We start from the raw sequence: 21,025 nt of genomic DNA, 5'->3' as shown, positions 1-21,025 counted from the left end.
GTCTTGTCGGCCGCTCGGACCCGGCGCGCCTCAGCAGCGGGGACGCGATCAGCTCTCCTGCCGGGCCGCGTCCACGATCCACGCCGCGATCTGGGCGCGAGAGGTGAACCCGAGCTTGGTCAGGATGTGCTCGACGTGGGCATCCGCGGTGCGCTGGGAGATCACCAGGCGGGATGCTATCTGCTTGTTGGTGAGCCCGTCGGCGACCAGGTCCGCCACTTGGCGCTCACGTTTGGTCAGTGTCGTCCCGCCGGCGGACGGGGTGCCGGCCGGTTGTTCTTCGTTCAGCGCGTAGGCGACCACGGCGTTGATTCTCATTGCATGGCCGCGTCGCCACGCCGCATCGAAGCGCGCTCCACCGAGCGCGCGGCGCACGACACGCTCGCAGTCGAGGTGGGCCTCGACCATCTGCGGGAAGTAGATCGCCGCGCCCGGGGCGGTCTGCATCATGTTCGCCGCGGCGCCCATCAGCACGGCGGATCGCTGGTCGTCGGTGCCGGCCGCGATCCATGCGAGCACTTCGAGATCGAGCGCCGCGACGAGAAGGCTGCGCATGCACTGGTTGAGCCGCAGCGATTCCCGCAGCAAATCCTGTGCGCGGGAGCTCTCACCCTGCTGCCACGCCGCGATCCCGGTCATCCCCAGAACGGTCGACCGGAACAACGACTCGCCGCACGCCTCGGTGATGGCCAGGATCCGCTGATGGCATTCGGCCGCCCGTCCGGTGTCGCCCTGCTGCGCGTACGCCACACCGAGCAACAGCAGCGCGACAACGTGCAGACATCCTCGCGGGTCGGAGCTCAGCACCTCGATGGCTCGATCGATACACGACACCGCGCGCGCGGGCTCATTGAGATAGAGAGCCAGATCACCCTCAGCGAAGGCCATCAGCGCCTGATTCATAGGCGTGGGATCGCGCTCGGCGAGCACCCGCCCCTGCTCGAGCAGGGTGGCTGCCGTCTGGAGGTCCCATTGCCGCGTGGCCATGAAGACGCTGGCGTGCAGCGCCCGGACCTGGTCGGTTGTCGAACGCGCGCAGGGATGGGCCAGGGCGCGGTCGAGCCAGCGGCGGCCTTCACCGAACAAGCCACGGAAACTCCAGAACACGAAGGAGGCGGCGGTGATGCGCAACCCCGCTTCGGCCGACTGCTCGGTCTGGTCGGACATGCAGAATTCGAGCACCGCACGGATGTTCCCCTGCTCACGGTCGAGCCGGGCCATCCAGTCGAGTTGCCGGTCGCTGATCAAGTCGGCCTCGGCATCGAGCACCAGCCGTCGGTACCAGTCCCGGTGCCGACGCCGCAGATCCTCGTCCGCGCCGGCCTCCCGCAGCTTGTCCTGCCCGTAGGCCCGTACGGTGTCGAGCATCCGGAAGCGGACCGCACCCGCGGGTTCTTCCCTGATCACAACCGATTTGTCCACCAGCCAGGACAGCACATCGAGCAGCTCTGCCGCCTCGATATCGGTACCGCACACCGCCTCGACGGCGTCGAGTTCGAAACCACCGGCGAACACCGACAACCGGGCCCACAGCTCCTGCTCGGCCGGGCTGCACAGCTGATAGCTCCAGTCGATGCACCACCGCAGGGTCTGCTGCCGTGTCGGCGCGGTGCGGTGGCCCCGGGTGAGCAGCGCGAACCGGTCGGTGAGCCGCTGCAGGATCTGGTCCGGCGACATGGTGCGCATCCGAGCCGCCGCGAGCTCGATCGCCAGTGGCAACCCGTCCAGCCGGGAACAGATCCCGACCACCGCGGCCTTGTTCTCCTCGGTCAGCGCGAATCCGGGCACGACCGCCGCGGCGCGATCGCCGAACAGCATCACCGCATCGTATTTGCGCAGCTCGCGCAACGTCGGCTCACGGCCGGCGGCAGGAACGCTCAGCGGCAACAACCGCCGCACCGCTTCTCCGCCGATATCCAGCGGCTCGCGGCTGGTGACCAGGATCCGCAATCCCGGACACGCCGACAACAACGTCTGGGCCAGGCTTGCCATCGGCTCGGTAACCTGCTCGCAATTGTCCACGAGGAGCAGGGTTTCCCGGGATCGCAGAAACTCGACCAGGGTGTCATGGACCGGCCGGGCCGAATCGACCCGCACGCCGAGCGAGGCAGCGACGATGGGAGCCACCAGCGACGGATCACGCACGTCGGCCAGATCGATCGCCCAGACCCCATCGGCGAAATCGCCTCGAACAGCCGCGGCCGCCTGCAGCGCCAGCCGCGTCTTGCCCACGCCGCCCATCCCGGCCAGCGTCACCAGCCTCGACACGGTCAGGAGGTGCTTGAGCTCGGTCAGCTCGGCGCGCCTGTTCACGAAGCTGGTCAACTCGGGCAGCACGTTGCCGCTGCGTCCTATGGTTCGCGACGAGGTTCGGGCCGCACGCAACTCCTCCGCTACCGTCATGCTCACGTCACGGCGGGTACGGTTCGCGGCGTCGTCGATCATGAGCCGCGTGCAATCCTCTCGGTATCGCTGTGAGCACCGGACATGATCAACTCACCCTTTCGACGGTGCCCAGCCTATCGCCCATAACCAGCGGACATCCAGCTATTCGAAGGTTGCGGCACGGCTATCCACGGACGCCTCCGCGCCGACCGCGAACACCGGGCAGCAATCCCATGGCGTCGATATCCGAGGTTCTCAGCACCGCCCGGGTACATTGCGACCACGACCGGCAGACGGCGCGGTGGCCACCGACGTCGGCATGGCCGTGTTCCGCACAACGGCCCTGAAGGTCCTTATCAGCTCGAGAAGATCCGTTGATTGGCTCGAGAAGATCCGTTGGCGGTCAGCGGTTCTCGTGCCGGTCGGGACTCACGTGCGCGCGCATTCTATCGCTTGCGGCAAGATCCGGGGGCGCCGAGCAACCGAAAGCCCGGTCGGCTACTCCTGGGGCTTCGCCCAGCGGCCGCGAGCCTGCTGGATGTGGTCGCGCAGGAAGTGTTCGACGGCGTCCTGATCGCGGGATTCGAGTAGGTCGACGATGGTGAGATGCTCGCGGGCGACGTCGACCAGTTCGCCTTTCTGGGCCAGGGAGCCGAGGCCGAACAGGCGGGTGTGGTCGCGCAGATCGGAGACCAGGTCGTTGAGGCGCGGGTTGTCGGCGTAGCCGAGCAGGGTCAGATGGAAGATCTGGTCGGCCGCCGTGTATTCCACCAGGTCTCCGCTTTCGGCGCCTTCGACGATCTTCTCGGCGAGGGCGCGCAGGTGCGGTATATCCGATTCGGGAATCAGCGGGGTGACCTCGCGGACCACCGGCGGTTCCAGCAGCAGCCGGATGCGGGTGATGTCGTCGAGGTCCTTCTCGGCCACCTCGGTGACCCGGAATCCCTTGTTGGGCACAATCGAGATCAGGTTCTCCCGGGCCAGATCCTGCATGGCCTCGCGGACCGGGGTGGCCGACACCCCGAACCGCGCGCCGAGCGTGGGTGCGGAATATACCACGCCGGGCTCCATTTCACCGGCGATGATGGCCGCGCGCAGTGCCCGCGAGACCTTCTCGCGCAGGCTGACCTTCTCCACCTGGGTGAACTGGTCGATACTCACGTGGTCGGCTCCCCTGCCCGTGATCGATGGATTCGATCGGTTCACGACATTCTATGCCATGTCACGTGTCATAGCCGTCGCCCCGCGATACCCGGCCCGCGGTCGGCGCACGCGTCCTCATCGCGCGGCCTCGGCATCGACCGACCGCAGCGACGTGCCTGCGGTCTCCTTCGCCAGCCCGACCGCCAGCACCGAGATCGCCGCGGCCACAATCAGATACAGCGAGATCGGCACCGAACTGTGGAAGCGGTCGAAGAGGCTGATGGCGATCAGCGGGGCCAGCGATCCGGCCAGGATCGGCGCGACCTGATAGCAGAACGACAGGGCCGTATATCGCACATGCGTCGGGAACATCTCGGTCATGAGCGCGGAATACGGTGCGTAGGTGAGGGATTCGACGGCCAGACCGAGGGTGATGGCCACGATGATGACGGCGTAGTTCCCGGTGTCCATCATTGGGAAGGCCAGGAAACCCCAGCCGGCGGTGAGCACGGCCCCGGTGAGATAGACCGGCCGCCGCCCGATCACATCCGACAGCAGGCCCGCCGCCGGAATCATGAAGAAGTGCAACAGGTGCGCCACCAGCATGAGCGCCAGGATCGGCGCGGTGTCCACGTGCACGGCGAGTTTGAGGTAAGTGATCGAGAAGGTCACCACGAGGTAGTAGAGGATGTTCTCGGCGAAGCGCGCGCCGATCCCGATCAGCACCTGTCGCCAGTGATGGCGCAGTACTTCGACGATGCCGAGCGCGTGGCGTCGGTCGGCGTCCGACCGCTGCTGCGCCTCGCGGAAGATCGGTGCGTCATCGACGCTGGAGCGCACCCAGTAGCCGATCAGCACGACGACGGCCGACAGCCAGAAGCCGATCCGCCAGCCCCACGAAAGAAACTGCGCGTCGGACAGATTCGCCGACAGCACCAGCATGACCACGGTCGCCAGGACATTGCCCAGCGGCACGCCCGACTGCGGCCAGCTCGCCCAGAACCCACGCCGATGGTCGGGGCTGTGCTCGCTGACCAAGAGCACCGCCCCGCCCCATTCGCCGCCGAACGCGAAGCCCTGGATCAGGCGCAGCGTCACCAGCAGCGCCGGGGCCCAGTAGCCGATGGCGGCGAAGGTGGGCAGGCAGCCCATCAGAAACGTGGTGATGCCCACCACGACCAGGCTCAGCTGCAGCAAGGCCTTGCGTCCGACGCGATCTCCGAAGTGCCCGAACAGGATTCCGCCGAAGGGCCGGGCCAGGAACCCGACGGCATAGAGCGCGAAGGCGGCGATGATCCCGTCGACGGCATTGCCGCTGGAGCGGAAGAACACCTCCCCGAAGACCAGCGCGGATGCGGTGCCGTAGAGGAAGAATTCGTACCACTCGGCGACCGCGCCGACCATGGCCGCGGCCACGATCCGGCGCAGTGTGCTCGGTGGGGTAGTCGTGCCTGGATCGGATTGCCGTGCTGTCGCGGAGTCGTCAACTGCGGTCATACGCCACCTTCACCTGTGATGTGTGACATTGCACCATAGGGTGGTGACCCCGATCACGCAAGTGGTTGACCGGGTATGACACCATCGCTTACGGTCTGTGCAATGTCACACGTCACATAGTGACAGGCGGCCGGGGCGCTCTCCCCGGACTCTCACCCGATGGAGGCTCACATGTCCGAAACCACCACGTCGCCGGCGAACAAGCCCTGGCACGGGGTGATCGTCGCGACCACCCTGCCGTTCACCGAGGATCTCTCGGTCGACTACGACGCCTACGCCGAGCACGTACGGTGGCTGGCGGCCAACGGCTGCCACGGCGTGAGCCCCAACGGCTCGCTCGGGGAGTACCAGACCCTCGACGACACCGAACGCGCCCGGGTGGTAACCACCGCCATCGAGGTCGCGCCGCAAGGCTTCACGGTCATGCCCGGCATCGCCGCCTACGGCGCGCTGCAAGCGCGTAAATGGGCCGAGCAGGCCGCCGAGGCCGGCGCCCAGTGCGTCATGCTGTTGCCGCCCAACATCTATCGGGGCAATCGCGAGGTCGTCCTCGATCACTATCGGACGGTGGCCGCGGTCGGTCTGCCCGTCGTGGCCTACAACAATCCGATCGACACCCGCATCGACCTCACCCCGGACCTGCTGGCCGAACTGCACGCCGAGGGGCTGATCGTCGGCGTCAAGGAGTTCACCGGCGATGTCCGGCGCTTCTACGAAATCAAGGAACTGGCACCGGAACTCGACGTGCTGATCGGTTCCGACGACGTGGTGCTGGAACTGGGCATCGCGGGCGCGGTCGGCTGGGTGGCCGGCTATCCCAACGCCATTCCGCAGGTGACCGTGGAGCTGTACAACGCGGCGGTCAACCGCGATCTGGACAAGGCCCTACCGCTGTACCGGGAACTGCATCCGCTGCTGCGCTGGGACTCCAAAACCGAATTCGTCCACGCCATCAAGCTGTCGATGGACCTGGCCGGGCGACCCGGCGGCGCGTGCCGGCCGCCGCGGATTCCGCTCGCCCCCGGGCTGACCGCCCAGATCACCGCCGACACCGCGGCGGTGCTGGCCAAGGGCTACCGGTAATCCACAGGCGAACAGGCGAATTCGGGAAACGAGGACAACACGATGATCGACACGACAGCCGGATCGATCGCCGACACCACGGCGGCCGAGGCCGACGCCACGGTCGCCGCCGCGGCCGCGGCCGCCCCGGCGTGGGCGGCGCTGGGTGCGGCCGGTCGCGCCCGGGCGCTGACCGACCTCGCCGACCGGCTCGACAGCCGCGCCGCGGAGCTCATCGCCATGGCGCGGAACGAAACCCGGTTGACCGAGGCGCGGCTGACCGGCGAGTTGCGGCGCACCACGTTTCAGCTGCGCCTGTTCGCCGAGACCGTGCGCGACGGCGGCTACCTCGACGTACGCATCGACACCGCCGACAACGAGTGGCCGATGGGTGCGCCGCGCCCGGATCTGCGCCGGATGAATATTCCGCTCGGCCCGGTCGTCAATTTCGCGGCGAGCAATTTCCCCTTCGCCTTCTCCGTCGCGGGTGGCGATACGGCCGCCGCGCTGGCCGCCGGGTGCCCGGTCATCGTCAAGGCCAGCCCGGGCCATCCATTGCTCTCACGCGCGGTCGGCGCGATCGTCACCGAGGCGCTGACCGAAAACCACTCTCCGAGCGGAACTTTCGGCCTGGTGTTCGGTGTCGACGCGGGTGTGCGGGTGCTGACCCATACCGCCGTCGCCGCGGCCGCGTTCACCGGCTCCACCCGGGGCGGGCGCGCACTGTTCGACATCGCGGCCGCGCGACCGGTGCCGATTCCCTTCTACGGTGAATTGGGTTCCGTCAACCCGGTTTTCGTCACCGCTGCGGCCGCGGAATCACAGGCCGCTGAGATCGCGGCCGGACTGCTGGGCACACTGTCGGCCAGTGCCGGGCAGCTGTGCACCAAGCCGGGGATCATCGCGGTCCCGGACGGGTCGCCGCTGCTCGCCGAACTGGCCCGGTCGGCACCCGAGCCGACCGGTGACATGCTCAATGCCGCAATCGAGGCCGGATTCGTCGGGGCCGTCGAACAATTGCGCACGCACCCGCGGGTGCGGATCCTGAGCGGCGGCGCGGCGGGGCGCACCCTGCTGCTGACCACCACCGCCCAGGACGTGCTCACCGATCCGGACACGCTGATACACGAGATGTTCGGCCCCGCAGCACTGGTGGTGACCTATCGGGAGACCGCCGAACTGCTCGAGCTGGCCCGCGCGGTGAGCGGGCAGCTGACGGTCTCGGTCTTCGGCGTCCAGGCCGACGGCACCGCTCGCGCCCTGCTCGCCGAGGCGGCGGGCGCGGCGGGCCGGGTGTTGTGGAACAGCTGGCCCACCGGCCTGTCGGTGACCTACGCGCAGCAGCACGGCGGTCCATATCCGGCGACCACCGCGCCCGCGGCGACCTCGGTGGGCACCGCCTCGGTCGCCCGGTTCCTGCGTCCGGTGGTGTTCCAGTCGGTGCCGCCGGAGCTGTTGCCGCCGGAATTGCGCGACGACAATCCGCTGGGTGTGCCTCGGTCGGTGAACGGGGCACGGGCGCAATGACATTCGACACGTCCGGCACATCGTCCGTGAGGGGGACCGATGTGCTGATCATCGGCGGCGGCATGATCGGCTGCGCGCTCGCCGACGGGCTCGCCGTGGCGGGCCTGTCGGTGCGGATCTGTGAGGCGGGCGAGGTGGCGTCCGGGACCACGGCGCACGGCGAGGGCAACGTGCTGGTCTCGGACAAGGGCCCCGGTCCGGAGCTGGAGCTGGCGCGACTGTCGCGGCGGCTGTGGCCCGAGACGCTCGCGCGCATCGCCGAACGGCTGCCCGGTGCGGTCGCGGCCGTCGAGTGGGAACCCAAGGGTGGCATCGTCGTTGCGACCACCGACGCGGGTGCGTCGGCACTCGCCGCCTTCGCCGGCAGCCAGCGCGCGGTCGGTGTGTACTGCGCCGATCTCGACGCGGCCGCACTCGCGGCGGCCGAGCCGGCCCTCACCACCGAGGTGAGCGGCGCGGTCCACTACCCCGACGACGCGCAGGTCCAGCCGGCCGGCGCGGCCTCGGCACTGCTCGCCGCCGCGACCGCGGGCGGGGCGATCGTCGAAACCCGGTGCACTGTCACCGGTCCGATCGTCAACGGCGATCGGCTGCTGGGCGTGCGGACCACGCGCGGCGACCGGTTCGCCGATGTGGTGATCAATGCCGCCGGGCCGTGGTCGGGTCCGGTGGCGGCGGTGCTGGGCGCGCCGATCGCGGTCAAACCGCGCCGCGGCGATGTGCTGATCACCGCTCCGCTCCCGCCGACCGTCTTCCACAAGGTCTACGACGCGGATTACGTCGGCGCGGTGGGCAGTTCGGATACCGCGCTGCAATCCTCGGCCGTGGTGGAGTCCACCCGGGGTGGCCCGCTGCTGATCGGATCGTCGCGGCGGCAGGCCGGATTCGACGACCGGATCCGCCCCGACAGTCTCGCCGCCATCGCACGCAAGGCACTGCGCCTGTTCCCGATGCTCGCGGACGTCGCGATCATGCGCGCCTACGGCGGTTTCCGTCCCTACGTCGACGACCACCTCCCGGTGATCGGCCCGGATCCGCGCCTGCCCGGACTGTGGCACGCGACCGGCCACGAGGGCGCGGGCATCGGGCTCGCGCTCGGCACCGCGCAGCTGGTCGCCGCCGCCCTCACCGGCCGGCCCGGCGAGGTCGACATCGCGGCCTTCACCGTCGACCGACCGGCGGTCATCACCTCGAGCACGGAGTACGTCTCACCATGAGCCCCAATCTGATTCCCCCGGACCGCGACCGCCTCGGCCGTGCCGACCGGCCGCTGACCATCCGCGCCGACGGCGTCGAGGTGGCGGGTGTGCACGGTCAGACCCTGGCCACCGTGCTGCTCGCCGCCGGGCGCACACACTGGCGCACCGCGCGCGACGGCGGTGGCCGCGGCGTGTTCTGCGGTATCGGCGTCTGCTTCGACTGCGTGGCGACCGTCAACGGCGTGCCGGACGTGCGCCTGTGCCGCCGCCCGGCGCGCGACGGCGACACCGTCACCAGTCAGAGCCGAGCGGGCGGGAGCGAGCGATGAACCGGCATGTGGTGGTCATCGGTGGTGGTCCGGCGGGCACGGCGGCCGCGGAAGCGGCGCTGCGGCACGGCGCGTCGGTGACGCTGATCGACTCCAACGAGGCGCTCGGCGGCCAGTACCACCGCCGCATACCGGCGGCCTACGGAGTCCGCCGGCCGCTGGCCATCGGGCACGGGTACGCGGCCGCCGAGCGCCGGGCCCGGCTCCTGGCCGAGCATCCGGGCTGCGAGTATCTGGCGCGGGCGGCGGTGTACCACCTCGAACGGCACCCCGAGGGCGGTTGTCCCACAGTGCGATTGCTCATCGGCGTCGAGGGTGATCGCCGTACGCATCGGGCGGTGCGCGGGGACGCGCTGATCATCGCGACCGGAGCCTACGACCGCGTGTGCCCCTTCCCCGGCTGGGATCTGCCCGGCGTCTACACCGGCGGGGCCGCGCAGACCCTCGCGAAAACCCAGCGGCTGCTCATCGGGCGGTCCGTGCTGGTGTCGGGCACCGGGCCGTTCCTGCTCCCGGTCGCTCACTCCCTGGCCGATGGCGGCGCGCGGGTCCGGGCGGTGCTCGAGGCCAATCCGGCCCGGGCGATCCTGCGGCACTGGGTCGCCCGGCCGTGGGAGCTGCGGCACAGTGCCGGCAAGGCGGCCGAACTGATCGAGTACGCGGGTTCCGGTCTGCGCCATCGAATTCCGGTGCGCACCTCGACCGCGGTGGTCGCGGTCGCGGGCGACGGCCGGGTCGAAGAGGCGACCGTGGCCCGGCTCGACGAACACTGGGCACCGGTGCCGGGCAGCCATACGACCATCGCGGTGGACGCGGTCGCGGTCTCGCACGGCTTCACCCCGCAGCACGAACTCGCGGTGGCCGCGGGCGCGCGCCTGACGCCCGACGGGTTCGTCAGCGTCGACCGGGATCAGCGGACGAGCGCCGACATGGTCTGGGCGGCAGGTGAACTCACCGGAATCGGTGGGGCGCAGGTCGCGGCGGTCGAGGGCGTCGTCGCCGGGATCGTGGCCGCGGGTGGCGATCCGAGCGCCGAGCGCGGCCTGCGCACCCGCCACCGCACCGCCCGGCGGTTCATCGCCCGGCTCGCCGCCGCGCACCCGATCGGCACCGAGGCGGTGGCCTGGTCCCGCCCCGACACCGTGATCTGCCGGTGCGAGAACACCACCCGGGAGGAGCTGACCACGGCCTGGGCGGGCGCTGCGGGCGAGAGCTACCGGGCCGCCAAACTGGCCACCCGCGCCGGGCTCGGGCCGTGCCAGGGCCGCATCTGCGGGACCGCCGTCGCCGCCCTGCGCGCCGCACAGTCCGCCGGTGCCGACGACGCGGACGCTGACGGCCAATGCCGCTACGGCACAGCGGATCTCGCTCCCCTCGGCCTGGCCGCCCCCACCTCCGCCCGGCGTCCGCTGGCCGCCGTCGTGCGATTGCGCGAACTCGCCGAACTCGACACCGAAGGGCAATCCTGATGCACAGCAGCAGAATCATCTCCGCCATCGACACTCACACCGAGGGTATGCCCACCCGGGTGGTCACCGGCGGGGTCCGTCCGATTCCGGGTGACACGATGGCCGATCGGCGCGACTACTTCCTCGAGAATCTGGACGGCCTGCGGAAATTCCTGGTCAACGAGCCGCGCGGGCACGCGTCTATGAGCGGGGCCATCCTGCAACCGGCCACCACCGCCGACGGGCACTACGGGGTGCTGTTCATCGAGGTGAGCGGGCTGCTGCCGATGTGCGGGCACGGGACCATCGGCGTGGCGACCGCGCTGGTGGAGGCCGGCATGGTGGCGGTGACCGAACCGGTCACGGAGATCCGCCTGGACACTCCCGCCGGACGCGTCGTCGCGACCGTGAACATCACTGCGGGCCACGCCGATTCGGTGGCGCTGCGTAATGTCCCGGCCTACTGCGACAGCCTCGACAACGAGGTGCAGGTACCCGGGATCGGCACCGTCCGCTACGACATGGCCTACGGTGGAAACTTCTACGCCATCGTCGATCTCGGCAAGCTCGGGATACCGTTCGACCGCACCCAACAGGATCGGATCCTCGACGCGGGGCTGCGAATCATGGCCGCCGTCAATGAATTCCAGCGTCCGGTGCATCTGGAGGACGAGCGGATCGGCGGATGCAAACACGTCCTGTTCCTGGATCCGGCCTCCGAACCCGCGCACACCCGCAATGCCATGGCCATCCACCCGGGCTGGTTCGACCGCTCGCCCTGCGGCACCGGCACCTCCGCGCTGCTGGCCCGCCAGCACGCCCGCGGTCTGCTCTCCGATGGACAAGTGCTGCGCAATGACTCGTTCATCGGCACCACCTTCCACGCCCGCGCGATCGAGACCGTCGACGTCGCCGGACATCCCGCCGTGGTGCCGGAGATCACCGGTCGTGCGTGGTTGACCGGCACGGCCAATTACCTGCTCGACCCGGCTGATCCGTTCCCCGAGGGTTTCGTCTTCTGAGGCTCTCGACTCCCCGCCGTCCACCACCCCTAGTTGAAGAATCACCACCTGAAAGGCGCGACAATGTCTGTCGTCACCCGCCGCCCACGCCCGCCCATCACCCTCGCCGGAGTCATGCGGCGAATGCCTGTCACCGATGCCGATTCCGGCGATTTCACCAAGAGCATGGGCCTGTGGCAACTGGTCGCGCTGAGCCTGGGCGGCCTGGTCGGCGCGGGAGTGTTCTCCCTGGCCGGTGTGGTGGCCAACCAGGTGGCGGGTCCGGCCGTGCTGATCTCCTTCGCCATCGCGGTCGTGGCCTCCGGCGCGGCGGGACTCTGCTACGCCGAATTCGCGGGCATGGTGCCGAAAGCCGGTTCGGCCTACACGTATTCGTATGTGGCGCTGGGCGAGATCATCGGATTCATGATCGGCTGGGATCTGCTGCTCGAGTACACCGCCATCGTGTCGGTGGTGGCGATCGCGGTCTCGGGCTACCTGAACTACATCACCCACTACATCGGATTCGATCTGCCGACCTGGGCGCTCGGCGCGCCCGGCACCGGCGAGGGCCACAAGATCGACCTGTTCGCGGTCGTTCTCTGCCTGTTGCTGGCCTATCTGCTCTCGCGTGGCACCCGTGAATCCGCCCGTGTGCAAACGGGATTGGTGGCGGTGAAGGTGTTGATCGTGGCCATTGTCGTCGTCGCCGGCGCATTCCACATCAAGGCCGGCAACTACACGCCGTTCTTCCCGTTCGGGGTCGGCGGCGCGGTCTCCGGTGCGGCACTGGCGTTCTTCGCGGTCTACGGTTACGACGCCATGAGCGCGGCCGCCGAGGAATCCAAGGACGGCAAGAAGCTGCTGCCCAAGGCCATCCTGATCAGTCTCGGCATCGCCTCGGTCGTCTACCTGCTGGTGTGCCTGGTCATCGTCGGCATGGTGAACTACACCGAAATCGATGTGGCCGCGCCGTTCTCCAGCGCCTTCGACACCGTGGGCATGGGCATCCTGGGCCTGGTCATCGCGGTCGGCGCGGTCGTCGGCGTCACCACCTCCGCGTTCGCCAATATGCTCGCTGTCACCCGCGTCGGCTTCGCCATGAGCCGAGACGGCCTGCTGCCCAACTACTTCGGCAAGACCAGCGAACGCAAGGTACCCACCCGCGTCATCTGGCCGGTCGGCATCGTCTCCGCGCTCATCGCCGGCTTCCTCCCGATCCGCGAGGCCGCCGAACTCACCAACGTCGGCATCCTGATGGCCTTCATCGTGGTGGCGCTCGGCGTCATGCGCCTGCGCCGCACCCGCCCCGACGCCGACCGCACCTTCCGCACCCCCTGGGTGCCGGTCGTCCCCCTCATCGGCATCGGCTTCTCGATCTGGCTCATCAGCCACCTCGACATCGTCACCTGGATCCGCTTCGTCGTCTGGCTGCTCCTCGGTCTCGCCCTCTACGCCACCTTCGGCTACCGCAACTCGACGCTGAACCGAACCGGGATCGGCACCGCCCCTGTGCCGATCGAGGACTGAGCCCCGCCACAGCACAGCGTCGCCCACGGGACAACTGCCCGTGGGCGACTCGTGGATCCGCCCACTCCGCGCAGTGGAATTTCCCTGTGGGACAACATGTCTCAGAGGGGGTTCGTCCAGCGCTTCGGGGCCGCGGCTGCCCGAATCGACCAGTCGGCCGCTATTTCACCTGCCCGTGATCACGGCTGGTTGGTGACCCACCCCTGTACGGCCTCGATGAAGTCCGGGCCGCCCATGACGTATCCGCCGACGGTCGCACCGATCAGCGCACCCACGGGGATGCTGAGACCCCAAATCAGGGGAATCATCGCCCCGAGGATGCCGCCCACGATGGCGCCGACGGCGATGCCGGGCAGGTTCTTGTTGACCTGCTCCTTGAGCCGGTCGTAGGAGGTGATGTCCTTCAGTTGCGCAATATCTTCCGCCGTCGGAGTCGGCGTCAGCGTCAGGGTGCGGCCGTCCGCACCGATCTGCTGTGCCATCGCGATCGAACGCCCGTCGACGGCGAGCCATTGCGGCACTTCGGTCACCGCCGCTCCGTCGCCGGACTCGAGCACCACCGCACCATTCTGCGCGACCTCGAACTTGCCATTCTCGACCGTGGCGACAACTGCCCTGTCGACCGGCGAAACGGTGATCTGGTAATTGATTCCATGATCCACACCGGAAGTCGTGTCCTCCGCAGTCACCGCGGTCGGCTGTTCTGTTAGGGCCGGCTCCGCATGGGCGGTTGCCGCACTGATACCCACGGCCGAGATTGCCATGAAAACGGCAGCGGTGATTTTCTCGAACGTCATTCGTCGAACCCTCCACTCAGCTACCCCTGATGGGCGGACCGAGTCAGAACCTTAGACGTCGAATTCAATGGTGTGTGGTACGCCACACGCAGTTCGAAGTCGCCGCACTCCCATTTCCCATGCGACCGGCCGAAAAGCCGCATTCCGCGCGGCCCGAATCGGACAGAGCGGACGCGACCGGCAGCGAGACCAAATGCGCCCCACGACATCCTCTTTCTGCCGAATGCCGTCCGCCACGCAGGCAGCGATCACTCTCGGTCGTGTGCTTGGCTAACATCTGACCGTTCGCGTTGTGTCGATGCGGCGGGTCGCGATGGAAAGACTCGCAGGGGGGCAGATGAGGCAGATCTTGTTCGCGGCGATGATCGCTCTGGCAGTGTCGATCACGTTGACGCCGCTGTTGATCCGGTTGTTCACCCGGAAGAAACTCGGTCAGGAGATCCGCGCCGAAGGACCCAGCAGCCACCAAGCCAAGCGCGGAACGCCCACCATGGGCGGGATCGCGATCGTGATCGGTATGTGGGCGGGATACTTGGGCTCGCATCTGATCGGCCTGCGCTATCACGCATCCGGAGTCACGGCCTCCGGACTGCTGGTTCTGGGTCTGGCTACCGCGCTGGGCCTGGTCGGATTTCTCGACGATTTCATCAAACTCTACAAGCGGCGCAATCTCGGGCTGACCGCCCGCGGCAAGTACGTCGGCCAATTCGGTGCCGCGATCATTTTCGGCGTGCTGGCACTGCGTTTCCCCGATAGCACCGGCCTGACCCCGGCCAGCAGGCACCTGTCGATCCTGCGCGATGTCGGCTGGCTGTCGTTCGTCCCGGCGTTGTTCCTGCTGGCGGTGTGCATCATGGTGGTCGCGTGGTCGAATGCCGTGAACATCACCGACGGGCTCGACGGTCTGGCCGCGGGATCGATGGGCCTGACTCTAGGTGCCTATGTGCTGATCACGTTCTGGCAGTTCACCAACGCGTGCACCACCCGTCCCGGGGTGGGGTGCTACACGGTTCGCGACCCGCTCGATCTGGCCCTGGTCAGCGCGGCGGCGGGCGGGGCCTGCGTCGGTTTCCTCTGGTGGAACGCGGCACCGGCGAAGATCTTCATGGGCGATACCGGATCGCTGGCGTTGGGTGGGCTGCTGGCCGGGCTGTCCATCACGACCCGCACCGAACTGCTCATGGTCGTGATCGGTGCATTGTTCTGCGCCGAGATCCTCTCGGTTCTGTTGCAGATCGTCGTCTTCCGGACCACCCGCCGGCGGCTGTTCCGCATAGCCCCGATGCACCACCACTTCGAACTCAGCAGCTGGCCCGAGACCACGGTATCCATCCGATTCTGGCTGCTCACAGCAATTTCCGCGGCTACCGGCCTGATGCTGTTCTACGGAGAACACCTGGCGGCGACCCGATAGTGAAAACCTGTTCGGACCGGCCACGGGTGAGCTGACATTGCGACGGCGCCGGCACAATGCGGAACCGGCTGCCCTACGAAGGTTCGGAATCCGCCACTGCCGGAGCATCGGTGTGGACCAGGTCGTAGACGTACGACCGATCGCCCTTGCAGCTCACCCACACTCCTTCGGGCGGAAGGTCACCCCGCCCGGCATCATCGAATGGACGACTCGACACTGCCGCCTCCGCAGTGCACACCACCCATCCGAAATCGGGAAGCCGCCGACACCAGATGTCGAGGTCGACCCGCTTGTACGACGGAAATCCGTACGCGTCCCCGTCCCGGACGAACTCATAGGTCACCCCATCCACCCGCCGCACGAACCGCATATCCAGCATCGAGCCATCCTCGACGACGAGCTTTGCCGAGATCAACCGGGTATTGGGAGCGAAGGTACCCCGAGCGCACTCATCTACCGTGTCCCGCGCGGGCTGTACCGGCTAGCGCCAACCGGCCGTCTACGAGACCCAGTAGTGGCTCGAGAACGTCCGCCGGGATCCACACCGGGTCCCGTTGAGATGACGGCCCTTTCCTCTAGGCCGAAGCCGCAGCAGCGGTGGGTCACTTGACCGAGCCGAACCACGACCGGACGCTACGCTGGATGCTCGACCGGGGTGGAGGTTCAGCACGTCGTGAGAGACGGTATGCAGCCGCGCATGGTGGTGAGTATCGGGGAGTTGGCACGCAGGACCGGGATTGCGGTGCGCACGATCCGGTTCTATTGCGACGAGGGCATTCTGGAATCGTGCCGCAGTTCAGGTGGGCATCGGATGTTCGATGCGCAGATCGCGACTGAGCGGCTGCTGCTGGTTCGACGGCTGCGCGCGCTCGGTCTCGGCCTGGGTTCGATCTCCGATGTGCTCCACGCACGGCGGTCGATCGCTGAGGCGATCGCTGCCGAAAGCGCGCGAGTCGATGCCGAATTCAGGTCGTTGGCCTGGCGGCGCGCATCGCTGCGGGCCCTGGGCGCAGCCGGACCGACGCAGCTGGCGCAGCGAATGGCATTGCTGGCCGCCGCAGAGGATGGCGATACGGCACACGACTACCTCCTCCGATTCTGGCGGCGTGTCCTCGCACCGATACCGCAACGCGACTTCGATATCTACATGTACTGGAATGTCCCGGAACCGCCGGACGATCCCTCTGTCGAGGAGGTTGTCGCGTATGCCGAGTTGGCGGCCCTCGTCAGCGATCCCGCGATGGACAGCGTTGTGCGACAGCAACTCTGGCGAGGCCAACCGGAGCTGATCCGTGACCGTCGCGGCTTGTACACCGATGTGGGCGACATTCTGGTGGATGTGGTGTCACTGGTCATGGAAGGAGTGCGGCCACACGGCGGCAGTGAACTCGACCGATTCGTCGGCGCTCACGCCGGTGCACGCGGTGAACGCGACACTCCGCGTTTCCGAGAGCAATTGCTGATCGACGCGACCGACAGCGACCGTCGGATTCGACGGTACTGGGCCCTCACCGGTCAATTCCTCGGAACTCGCGTCACTGTCGGGCAGGCCCACCACTGGCTGTTCGACGCCCTGAGCAGCTGCACCGACCCAGTGAACGGGCCAACAGCTTGGCAATCCACACTTGTCTCAGGTGATCTGAGCGGTTCCGGCAACGAGCCCGACAGCGCACGACGTCGCGCCGGCCGACGGGCCGAACTGCTCCGACACCTGCTGTAGCACCAGCCCGCATCTCGACTCGCCACGAGGACGAGCGCAACTATCGTGCCGCTTACGGCTCGATCCCCAGCGGTCCAAGCGGTGGCCGATCAGTGGTGTTGGCAGCATCGTTCGCCACGCGGCTACCGTGGCGAGGTGAATTTCATCCAAGGGGGACTGATGATCGATCAACGCCCGCTGTCGGGGTGGGGCCGTACCGCATCGTCTGTGGCGCAGGTACTTTGCACTCCCGACCTCGACAGGGTCGCCAAAGCCGTCGGCGCTGCCGGACCGCGCGGGGTCATCGCCCGGGGGCTCGGTCGCAGTTACGGCGATCCCGCCCAGAACGGCGGCGGCCTGGTCGTCGACATGACCGCCTTCGACCGCATCCACGACATCGATCGCGACACCGGCGTGGTCGACATCGACGCCGGCGTCAATCTCGACACCCTCATGAAAGCGGCTCTGCCCCAGGGCCTGTGGGTTCCGGTCCTCCCCGGCACCCGTCAAGTCACCGTGGGCGGCGCGATCGCCTCCGACATCCACGGCAAGAACCATCACTCCCATGGCAGTTTCGGCAACCATGTCCTCTCGATGGAACTGCTCACCGCGGACGGCACGCTACGCACCCTCACTCCCGCAGGAGCCGACGCGGATCTGTTCTGGGCCACCGTCGGTGGCATGGGGCTGACCGGCATCGTCGTGCGCGCCCGGGTACGGATGAAACGCACCGAAACCGCGTACTTCCTCGTCGACAACGACCGCACCGACAATCTCGAACAGACCATGGAACTGCTCACCGGCGGCTCCGACGACGGTTACGAATACTCGATGTCGGTCCCTGACACCATCAGCACCGGCCCGAAACTCGGCCGCGCGGGCTTCAGCCGCGGCTCCCTGGCCACTCTGGATCAGCTCCCGCCCAAATTGCGCCGCGACCCGCTGAAATTCGATGCACCCCAACTGCTCACGGTGCCCGACGTCTTTCCCAACGGCATGGTCAACAACCTCACCATCCGCATCGCCGCCGAAGCCGCGCACCGGGTGTATCCGAGGCAGGCGCGCGGGCGCATCCAGAACCTCACGCAGTTCTATCACCCCCTGGATCTGCTGGGTGAATGGAACCGCGCCTACGGCCGCCGCGGGTTCCTGCAATATCAGTTCTCCATGCCCTTCGGCGCCGAACCACAGCTCGCGGCCGCGGTGCGCGCGATCGCGCACTCCGGCCACCGGTCGTTCCTGAACGTGTTCAAGCGCATGGGCGCCGCCAACCCGGCCCCACTGTCGTGGCCGCACCCAGGGTTCATGCTCAGCCTGGACTTCCCACTCAAACCCGGACTCGGCGAATTCTGTGCCGAACTCGACCAGCGGGTCCTCGACGCAGGCGGACGCTTGTACTTCGCCAAAGACTCCCGCACCACCCCGGAAATGGTCCGCGCGATGTACCCGCGGCTCGAGGAATGGCGGCGTATCCGCGACAGTATCGACCCCGAACGGATCTTCGTCTCCGACCTCGCCCGCCGCCTGCACCTCATCGACGACAACCTCGCCCACACCGGCCACTGATCACCGGCAAGTGTTGCCCACCAGGAAAATACGGGTAGGCAACGCCTAGCCCAAACGCCCTCTTCTACCGCATGACGCGCTGACCGAACCGGCCAGCGCGTGGTGTCGGAGATCAACGGGCACAGCGTCGTACGACCCGCCGGCAGTGCGCGATCATGCCGATGTGCGGACGCAACTCCTGCGGTCTGCAGCTGCTGGCTTGCTACCGAACTGTGCGCAGGGCGATCGGACGCGACATGAGGCTGCGGCAACCCGGCGAGAAGGTCCCGCGGCTCCTTCACCCGAGCGCGAGCCGGGGCAGTGACTGGGACCGCCTCACCTCTGTCGCTGCCACAGCGCCAACGTCGCGCCGCCGGGTTCGTCGATCACGACCACCGACCCTGGCGGAAGGTCGGTGCGGGGCTTGACGATTCGGGCGCCAGCAGATGACGACGGCCTGGACGGGTAGCACGCGGTCAGCGCGGGCCCGGCTGGTCGGGCTCGGTTACATCGATGAACAGGGGGCGTAGGGAGTGGATCACGTCGTCGACCGGGTCGATCGACCCATCGACGCGACTGAGCACCACTGCGCCTTCGATCGCTGCCACCGCTAGGTTCGACAAGCGTCGGGCTGTGGCCGGTGCCGCGCCGTGGTCGCGCAGCACCGACTCCAAGGCGGTGCGCCAGGCTGTGAAGGCCCGGCCGGCTGCGTCGACCACACCCGGTGTGCGGTCGGCGGATTCGATGGCGGCCGCCAATATGGGGCAGCCCGAACGGAATTCGCCGGAGATCAGGCTTTCGCGCCAGGAGCCGGCGAAAGAATCGAAGACCTCGACCATGCTGCGTTCGCCGACATCGCCGAGGATTCGGTCGATACCGCCACCGGCGATATCGACCGCCTCCTCGATGAGTTGGTCACGTCCGCCAGGGAAGTGGTGGTACAGCGAGCCACGTGGTGCGCCGCTGTGGGCGAGGATCTCATCGAGACTGGTGCCCGACGCACCGGCGCGGCGGATCAGGGCGATGGCGCTGGTCAGCATGCGTTCGCGCGCATCGGAACGGCGTGGACTCATCGCTGCCGTGTGGTCAGGGTCCGGCGGGGATCGAGCTGTGCGGAGATGCCGCGCGCGGGAAAGCCGAGCCCCGACCTCCACCAGCGGCCCCAGCCCCGGGGTCGCAACGCGATCGCGGCGAAGAGAGGCAGAGGATCCAGGTAGGTCACCCGGCCGCGCACCAGACCGTCCTCGAACCAGAAGCGGTCGCAGGCATCCCACGTCAACGGCCTGCCACCGACGGTCCCGGTGAGCCGCACCTCGATGTACACGCCGCCGTCGAACACATTGGCCGCGAGGACCTCTCCACGCATGTCCGGAGCCAACGCGTAGACCCGCGCGAAGAAGTCGAGCAGCCCCGCCGGCCCCACCGCCGGTGGAGTTCCCGGCTGCACCGCAACGTAATCCGGATGCGTCACCAGGGCCAGGTCGGCCACCGCATCGAAACGACCGGCGGCGAAGGCCGCGGTGAACAGCTCTACCCAGTGCCCCGGGTCGCGCACCCGATCAGGAAAGGGCCGATGGTCGACAGGTGTGGATTTCACGAGAACCCCTCCGGTCCAACGTATTATGTTATATGGCATAATATATAGTCCATGGGCTGAAGAGGTCAACCGTCCACCCCACGTCGAGCGATGACCGCAACAGCCGGAAGGTCGTTGTTCGGCTGTCTCTCCAAGTGAGGTCGCGTTCGACGAACCAGGTGACCCATGGCGATCTCGGTTCGTTCCACATCCACCTGGCGCGCGACGACATCGGAGCCTTCACCGCACTCGCGTTGGCCAACCCGGCCGGTTATCGCGGCCGGAGGGTGGACCCGGACCAGCCGTCTGGGTGAATTGTGTTCGCGCCCCTGGTTTTTGGGGCATCCCGCCCACAAGCGCTCCGATAACGCCTGCCTGACTGGACCCGATGACCAGTTTGTCCTTCCGTTTGGATGGAAGTCGGGGATGGCGTATCGATGCGAGGAGAAATATGAAGGCCAGACCAGTGCTGTTCGCCGCGTTCGCCACCGCCCTCGTGGCCGCCGCGAGCGGATGCTCGGGCAGCTCGTCGACCCAGGCGGGAACAGCGAGCACGACAGTCGCCGCATCCCAAGCGACGACGGTGCCGGCGCAGGGCAACCAGTCGGCGCCGCCGCCCGCCCAGGCCCCGGGCGGCCGGGACGGCAATCCGTCTGCGGGCGACGCCAATTCGCCGCAGCCCGCACCTGCCACCAGTGCCGCGACCGACACGCCGCAGCCCACGATCGTGCCGGTGACCACGAATCCGGCACCCAACGGCAGCGGCCACGGGCTGTGTTTCGACCTCAATTCCGGGCTCGCCAACTCGGCGATCAAGAGTCTCGCCCCGACCGCGAACGGCGGATGGGGCAATCCGTCGGCGAGCAATGACCC

17 protein-coding genes and 1 pseudogene are annotated in these 21,025 nt (G+C 67.9%); 11 read left to right on the top strand and 7 right to left on the bottom strand.

Translation table 11 applies throughout. From position 1 onward, the window contains the following. Window positions 1-48 precede the first annotated feature (48 nt). The 3 genes from ACWEKS_RS32515 to ACWEKS_RS32505 all read right to left on the bottom strand — a co-directional run bounded on the left by ACWEKS_RS32515 (window position 49) and on the right by ACWEKS_RS32505 (window position 5,025). Window positions 49-2,445 (bottom strand): ATP-binding protein, encoded by a 2,397-nt coding sequence (locus tag ACWEKS_RS32515; RefSeq protein ID WP_452343629.1) that lies wholly within the window; start codon window positions 2,443-2,445, stop codon window positions 49-51. A gap of 438 nt (window positions 2,446-2,883) precedes the next feature. Beyond that, window positions 2,884-3,546 (bottom strand): GntR family transcriptional regulator, encoded by a 663-nt coding sequence (locus ACWEKS_RS32510; RefSeq protein ID WP_452343628.1) that lies wholly within the window; start codon window positions 3,544-3,546, stop codon window positions 2,884-2,886. 117 nt (window positions 3,547-3,663) lie between these two features. Beyond that, window positions 3,664-5,025: an MFS transporter gene (locus ACWEKS_RS32505; RefSeq protein WP_452343627.1), complete on the bottom strand. Its 1,362-nt coding sequence runs from the start codon at window positions 5,023-5,025 to the stop codon at window positions 3,664-3,666. Window positions 5,026-5,196: 171 nt separating this feature from the next. Here ACWEKS_RS32505 and ACWEKS_RS32500 point away from each other — a divergent pair, with 171 nt between their 5' ends. The 7 genes from ACWEKS_RS32500 (at window position 5,197) to ACWEKS_RS32470 (ending at window position 13,121) form a co-directional block, all read left to right on the top strand. Next, on the top strand, window positions 5,197-6,108 hold the full coding sequence (locus ACWEKS_RS32500) for a dihydrodipicolinate synthase family protein (protein ID WP_452343626.1): 912 nt from the start codon (window positions 5,197-5,199) through the stop codon (window positions 6,106-6,108). Between the two features lie 42 nt (window positions 6,109-6,150). Then, a complete protein-coding gene (locus ACWEKS_RS32495; RefSeq protein WP_452343625.1) occupies window positions 6,151-7,614 on the top strand; it encodes an aldehyde dehydrogenase family protein in 1,464 nt (487 codons plus the stop codon). 26 nt (window positions 7,615-7,640) lie between these two features. Beyond that, window positions 7,641-8,831 (top strand): NAD(P)/FAD-dependent oxidoreductase, encoded by a 1,191-nt coding sequence (locus tag ACWEKS_RS32490; RefSeq protein ID WP_452343624.1) that lies wholly within the window; start codon window positions 7,641-7,643, stop codon window positions 8,829-8,831. Further along, window positions 8,828-9,142, top strand: coding sequence for a (2Fe-2S)-binding protein (locus ACWEKS_RS32485; protein ID WP_379394043.1), 315 nt, complete (start codon window positions 8,828-8,830; stop codon window positions 9,140-9,142). Before ACWEKS_RS32490 ends, ACWEKS_RS32485 begins: the two co-directional genes overlap by 4 nt. Beyond that, entirely contained in the window at window positions 9,139-10,611 is a 1,473-nt protein-coding gene (locus ACWEKS_RS32480) for an FAD-dependent oxidoreductase (protein WP_452343623.1), read from the top strand. The genes ACWEKS_RS32485 and ACWEKS_RS32480 overlap by 4 nt, the downstream gene beginning before the upstream one ends. Continuing rightward, window positions 10,611-11,612: a proline racemase family protein gene (locus ACWEKS_RS32475; RefSeq protein ID WP_452343622.1), complete on the top strand. Its 1,002-nt coding sequence runs from the start codon at window positions 10,611-10,613 to the stop codon at window positions 11,610-11,612. The genes ACWEKS_RS32480 and ACWEKS_RS32475 overlap by 1 nt, the downstream gene beginning before the upstream one ends. A gap of 63 nt (window positions 11,613-11,675) precedes the next feature. After that, window positions 11,676-13,121, top strand: a complete 1,446-nt coding sequence (locus ACWEKS_RS32470; RefSeq protein ID WP_452343621.1) for an amino acid permease — start codon at window positions 11,676-11,678, stop codon at window positions 13,119-13,121. Between the two features lie 179 nt (window positions 13,122-13,300). On the opposite strand, the gene ACWEKS_RS32465 is transcribed toward ACWEKS_RS32470, so the two are convergent. Continuing rightward, entirely contained in the window at window positions 13,301-13,918 is a 618-nt protein-coding gene (locus tag ACWEKS_RS32465) for a hypothetical protein (RefSeq protein ID WP_452343620.1), read from the bottom strand. Between the two features lie 337 nt (window positions 13,919-14,255). On the opposite strand from ACWEKS_RS32465, the gene mraY reads away from it, so the two are divergent. After that, the gene (gene mraY, locus ACWEKS_RS32460) at window positions 14,256-15,332 is read left to right on the top strand and encodes a phospho-N-acetylmuramoyl-pentapeptide-transferase (RefSeq protein WP_452343619.1); all 1,077 of its coding nucleotides are present in this window, start codon (window positions 14,256-14,258) and stop codon (window positions 15,330-15,332) included. A gap of 73 nt (window positions 15,333-15,405) precedes the next feature. On the opposite strand, the gene ACWEKS_RS32455 is transcribed toward mraY, so the two are convergent. Continuing rightward, a complete protein-coding gene (locus ACWEKS_RS32455) occupies window positions 15,406-15,711 on the bottom strand; it encodes a hypothetical protein (RefSeq protein WP_452343618.1) in 306 nt (101 codons plus the stop codon). Between the two features lie 306 nt (window positions 15,712-16,017). On the opposite strand from ACWEKS_RS32455, the gene ACWEKS_RS32450 reads away from it, so the two are divergent. Continuing rightward, complete coding sequence (locus tag ACWEKS_RS32450) at window positions 16,018-17,052, top strand: MerR family transcriptional regulator (protein ID WP_452343688.1); 1,035 nt, start codon at window positions 16,018-16,020, stop codon at window positions 17,050-17,052. 159 nt (window positions 17,053-17,211) lie between these two features. Then, on the top strand, window positions 17,212-18,597 hold the full coding sequence (locus tag ACWEKS_RS32445; RefSeq protein ID WP_452343617.1) for an FAD-binding protein: 1,386 nt from the start codon (window positions 17,212-17,214) through the stop codon (window positions 18,595-18,597). A 455-nt stretch (window positions 18,598-19,052) separates the two neighbouring features. On the opposite strand, the gene ACWEKS_RS32440 is transcribed toward ACWEKS_RS32445, so the two are convergent. Both ACWEKS_RS32440 and ACWEKS_RS32435 read right to left on the bottom strand, forming a co-directional pair. Further along, window positions 19,053-19,649 carry a TetR/AcrR family transcriptional regulator gene (locus ACWEKS_RS32440; protein WP_452343616.1) on the bottom strand — a complete coding sequence of 199 codons (597 nt, stop codon included), beginning with the start codon at window positions 19,647-19,649 and terminating at the stop codon, window positions 19,053-19,055. Next, complete coding sequence (locus ACWEKS_RS32435) at window positions 19,646-20,173, bottom strand: nuclear transport factor 2 family protein (RefSeq protein ID WP_452343615.1); 528 nt, start codon at window positions 20,171-20,173, stop codon at window positions 19,646-19,648. The genes ACWEKS_RS32440 and ACWEKS_RS32435 overlap by 4 nt, the downstream gene beginning before the upstream one ends. A 430-nt stretch (window positions 20,174-20,603) precedes the next feature. On the opposite strand from ACWEKS_RS32435, the pseudogene ACWEKS_RS32430 reads away from it, so the two are divergent. Then, window positions 20,604-21,025, top strand: a pseudogene (locus ACWEKS_RS32430) (hypothetical protein); the annotation flags it as partial.

The organism is Nocardia sp. NPDC004711, assembly GCF_053601595.1.
This window is presented reverse-complemented; position numbering and strand designations above follow the sequence as displayed.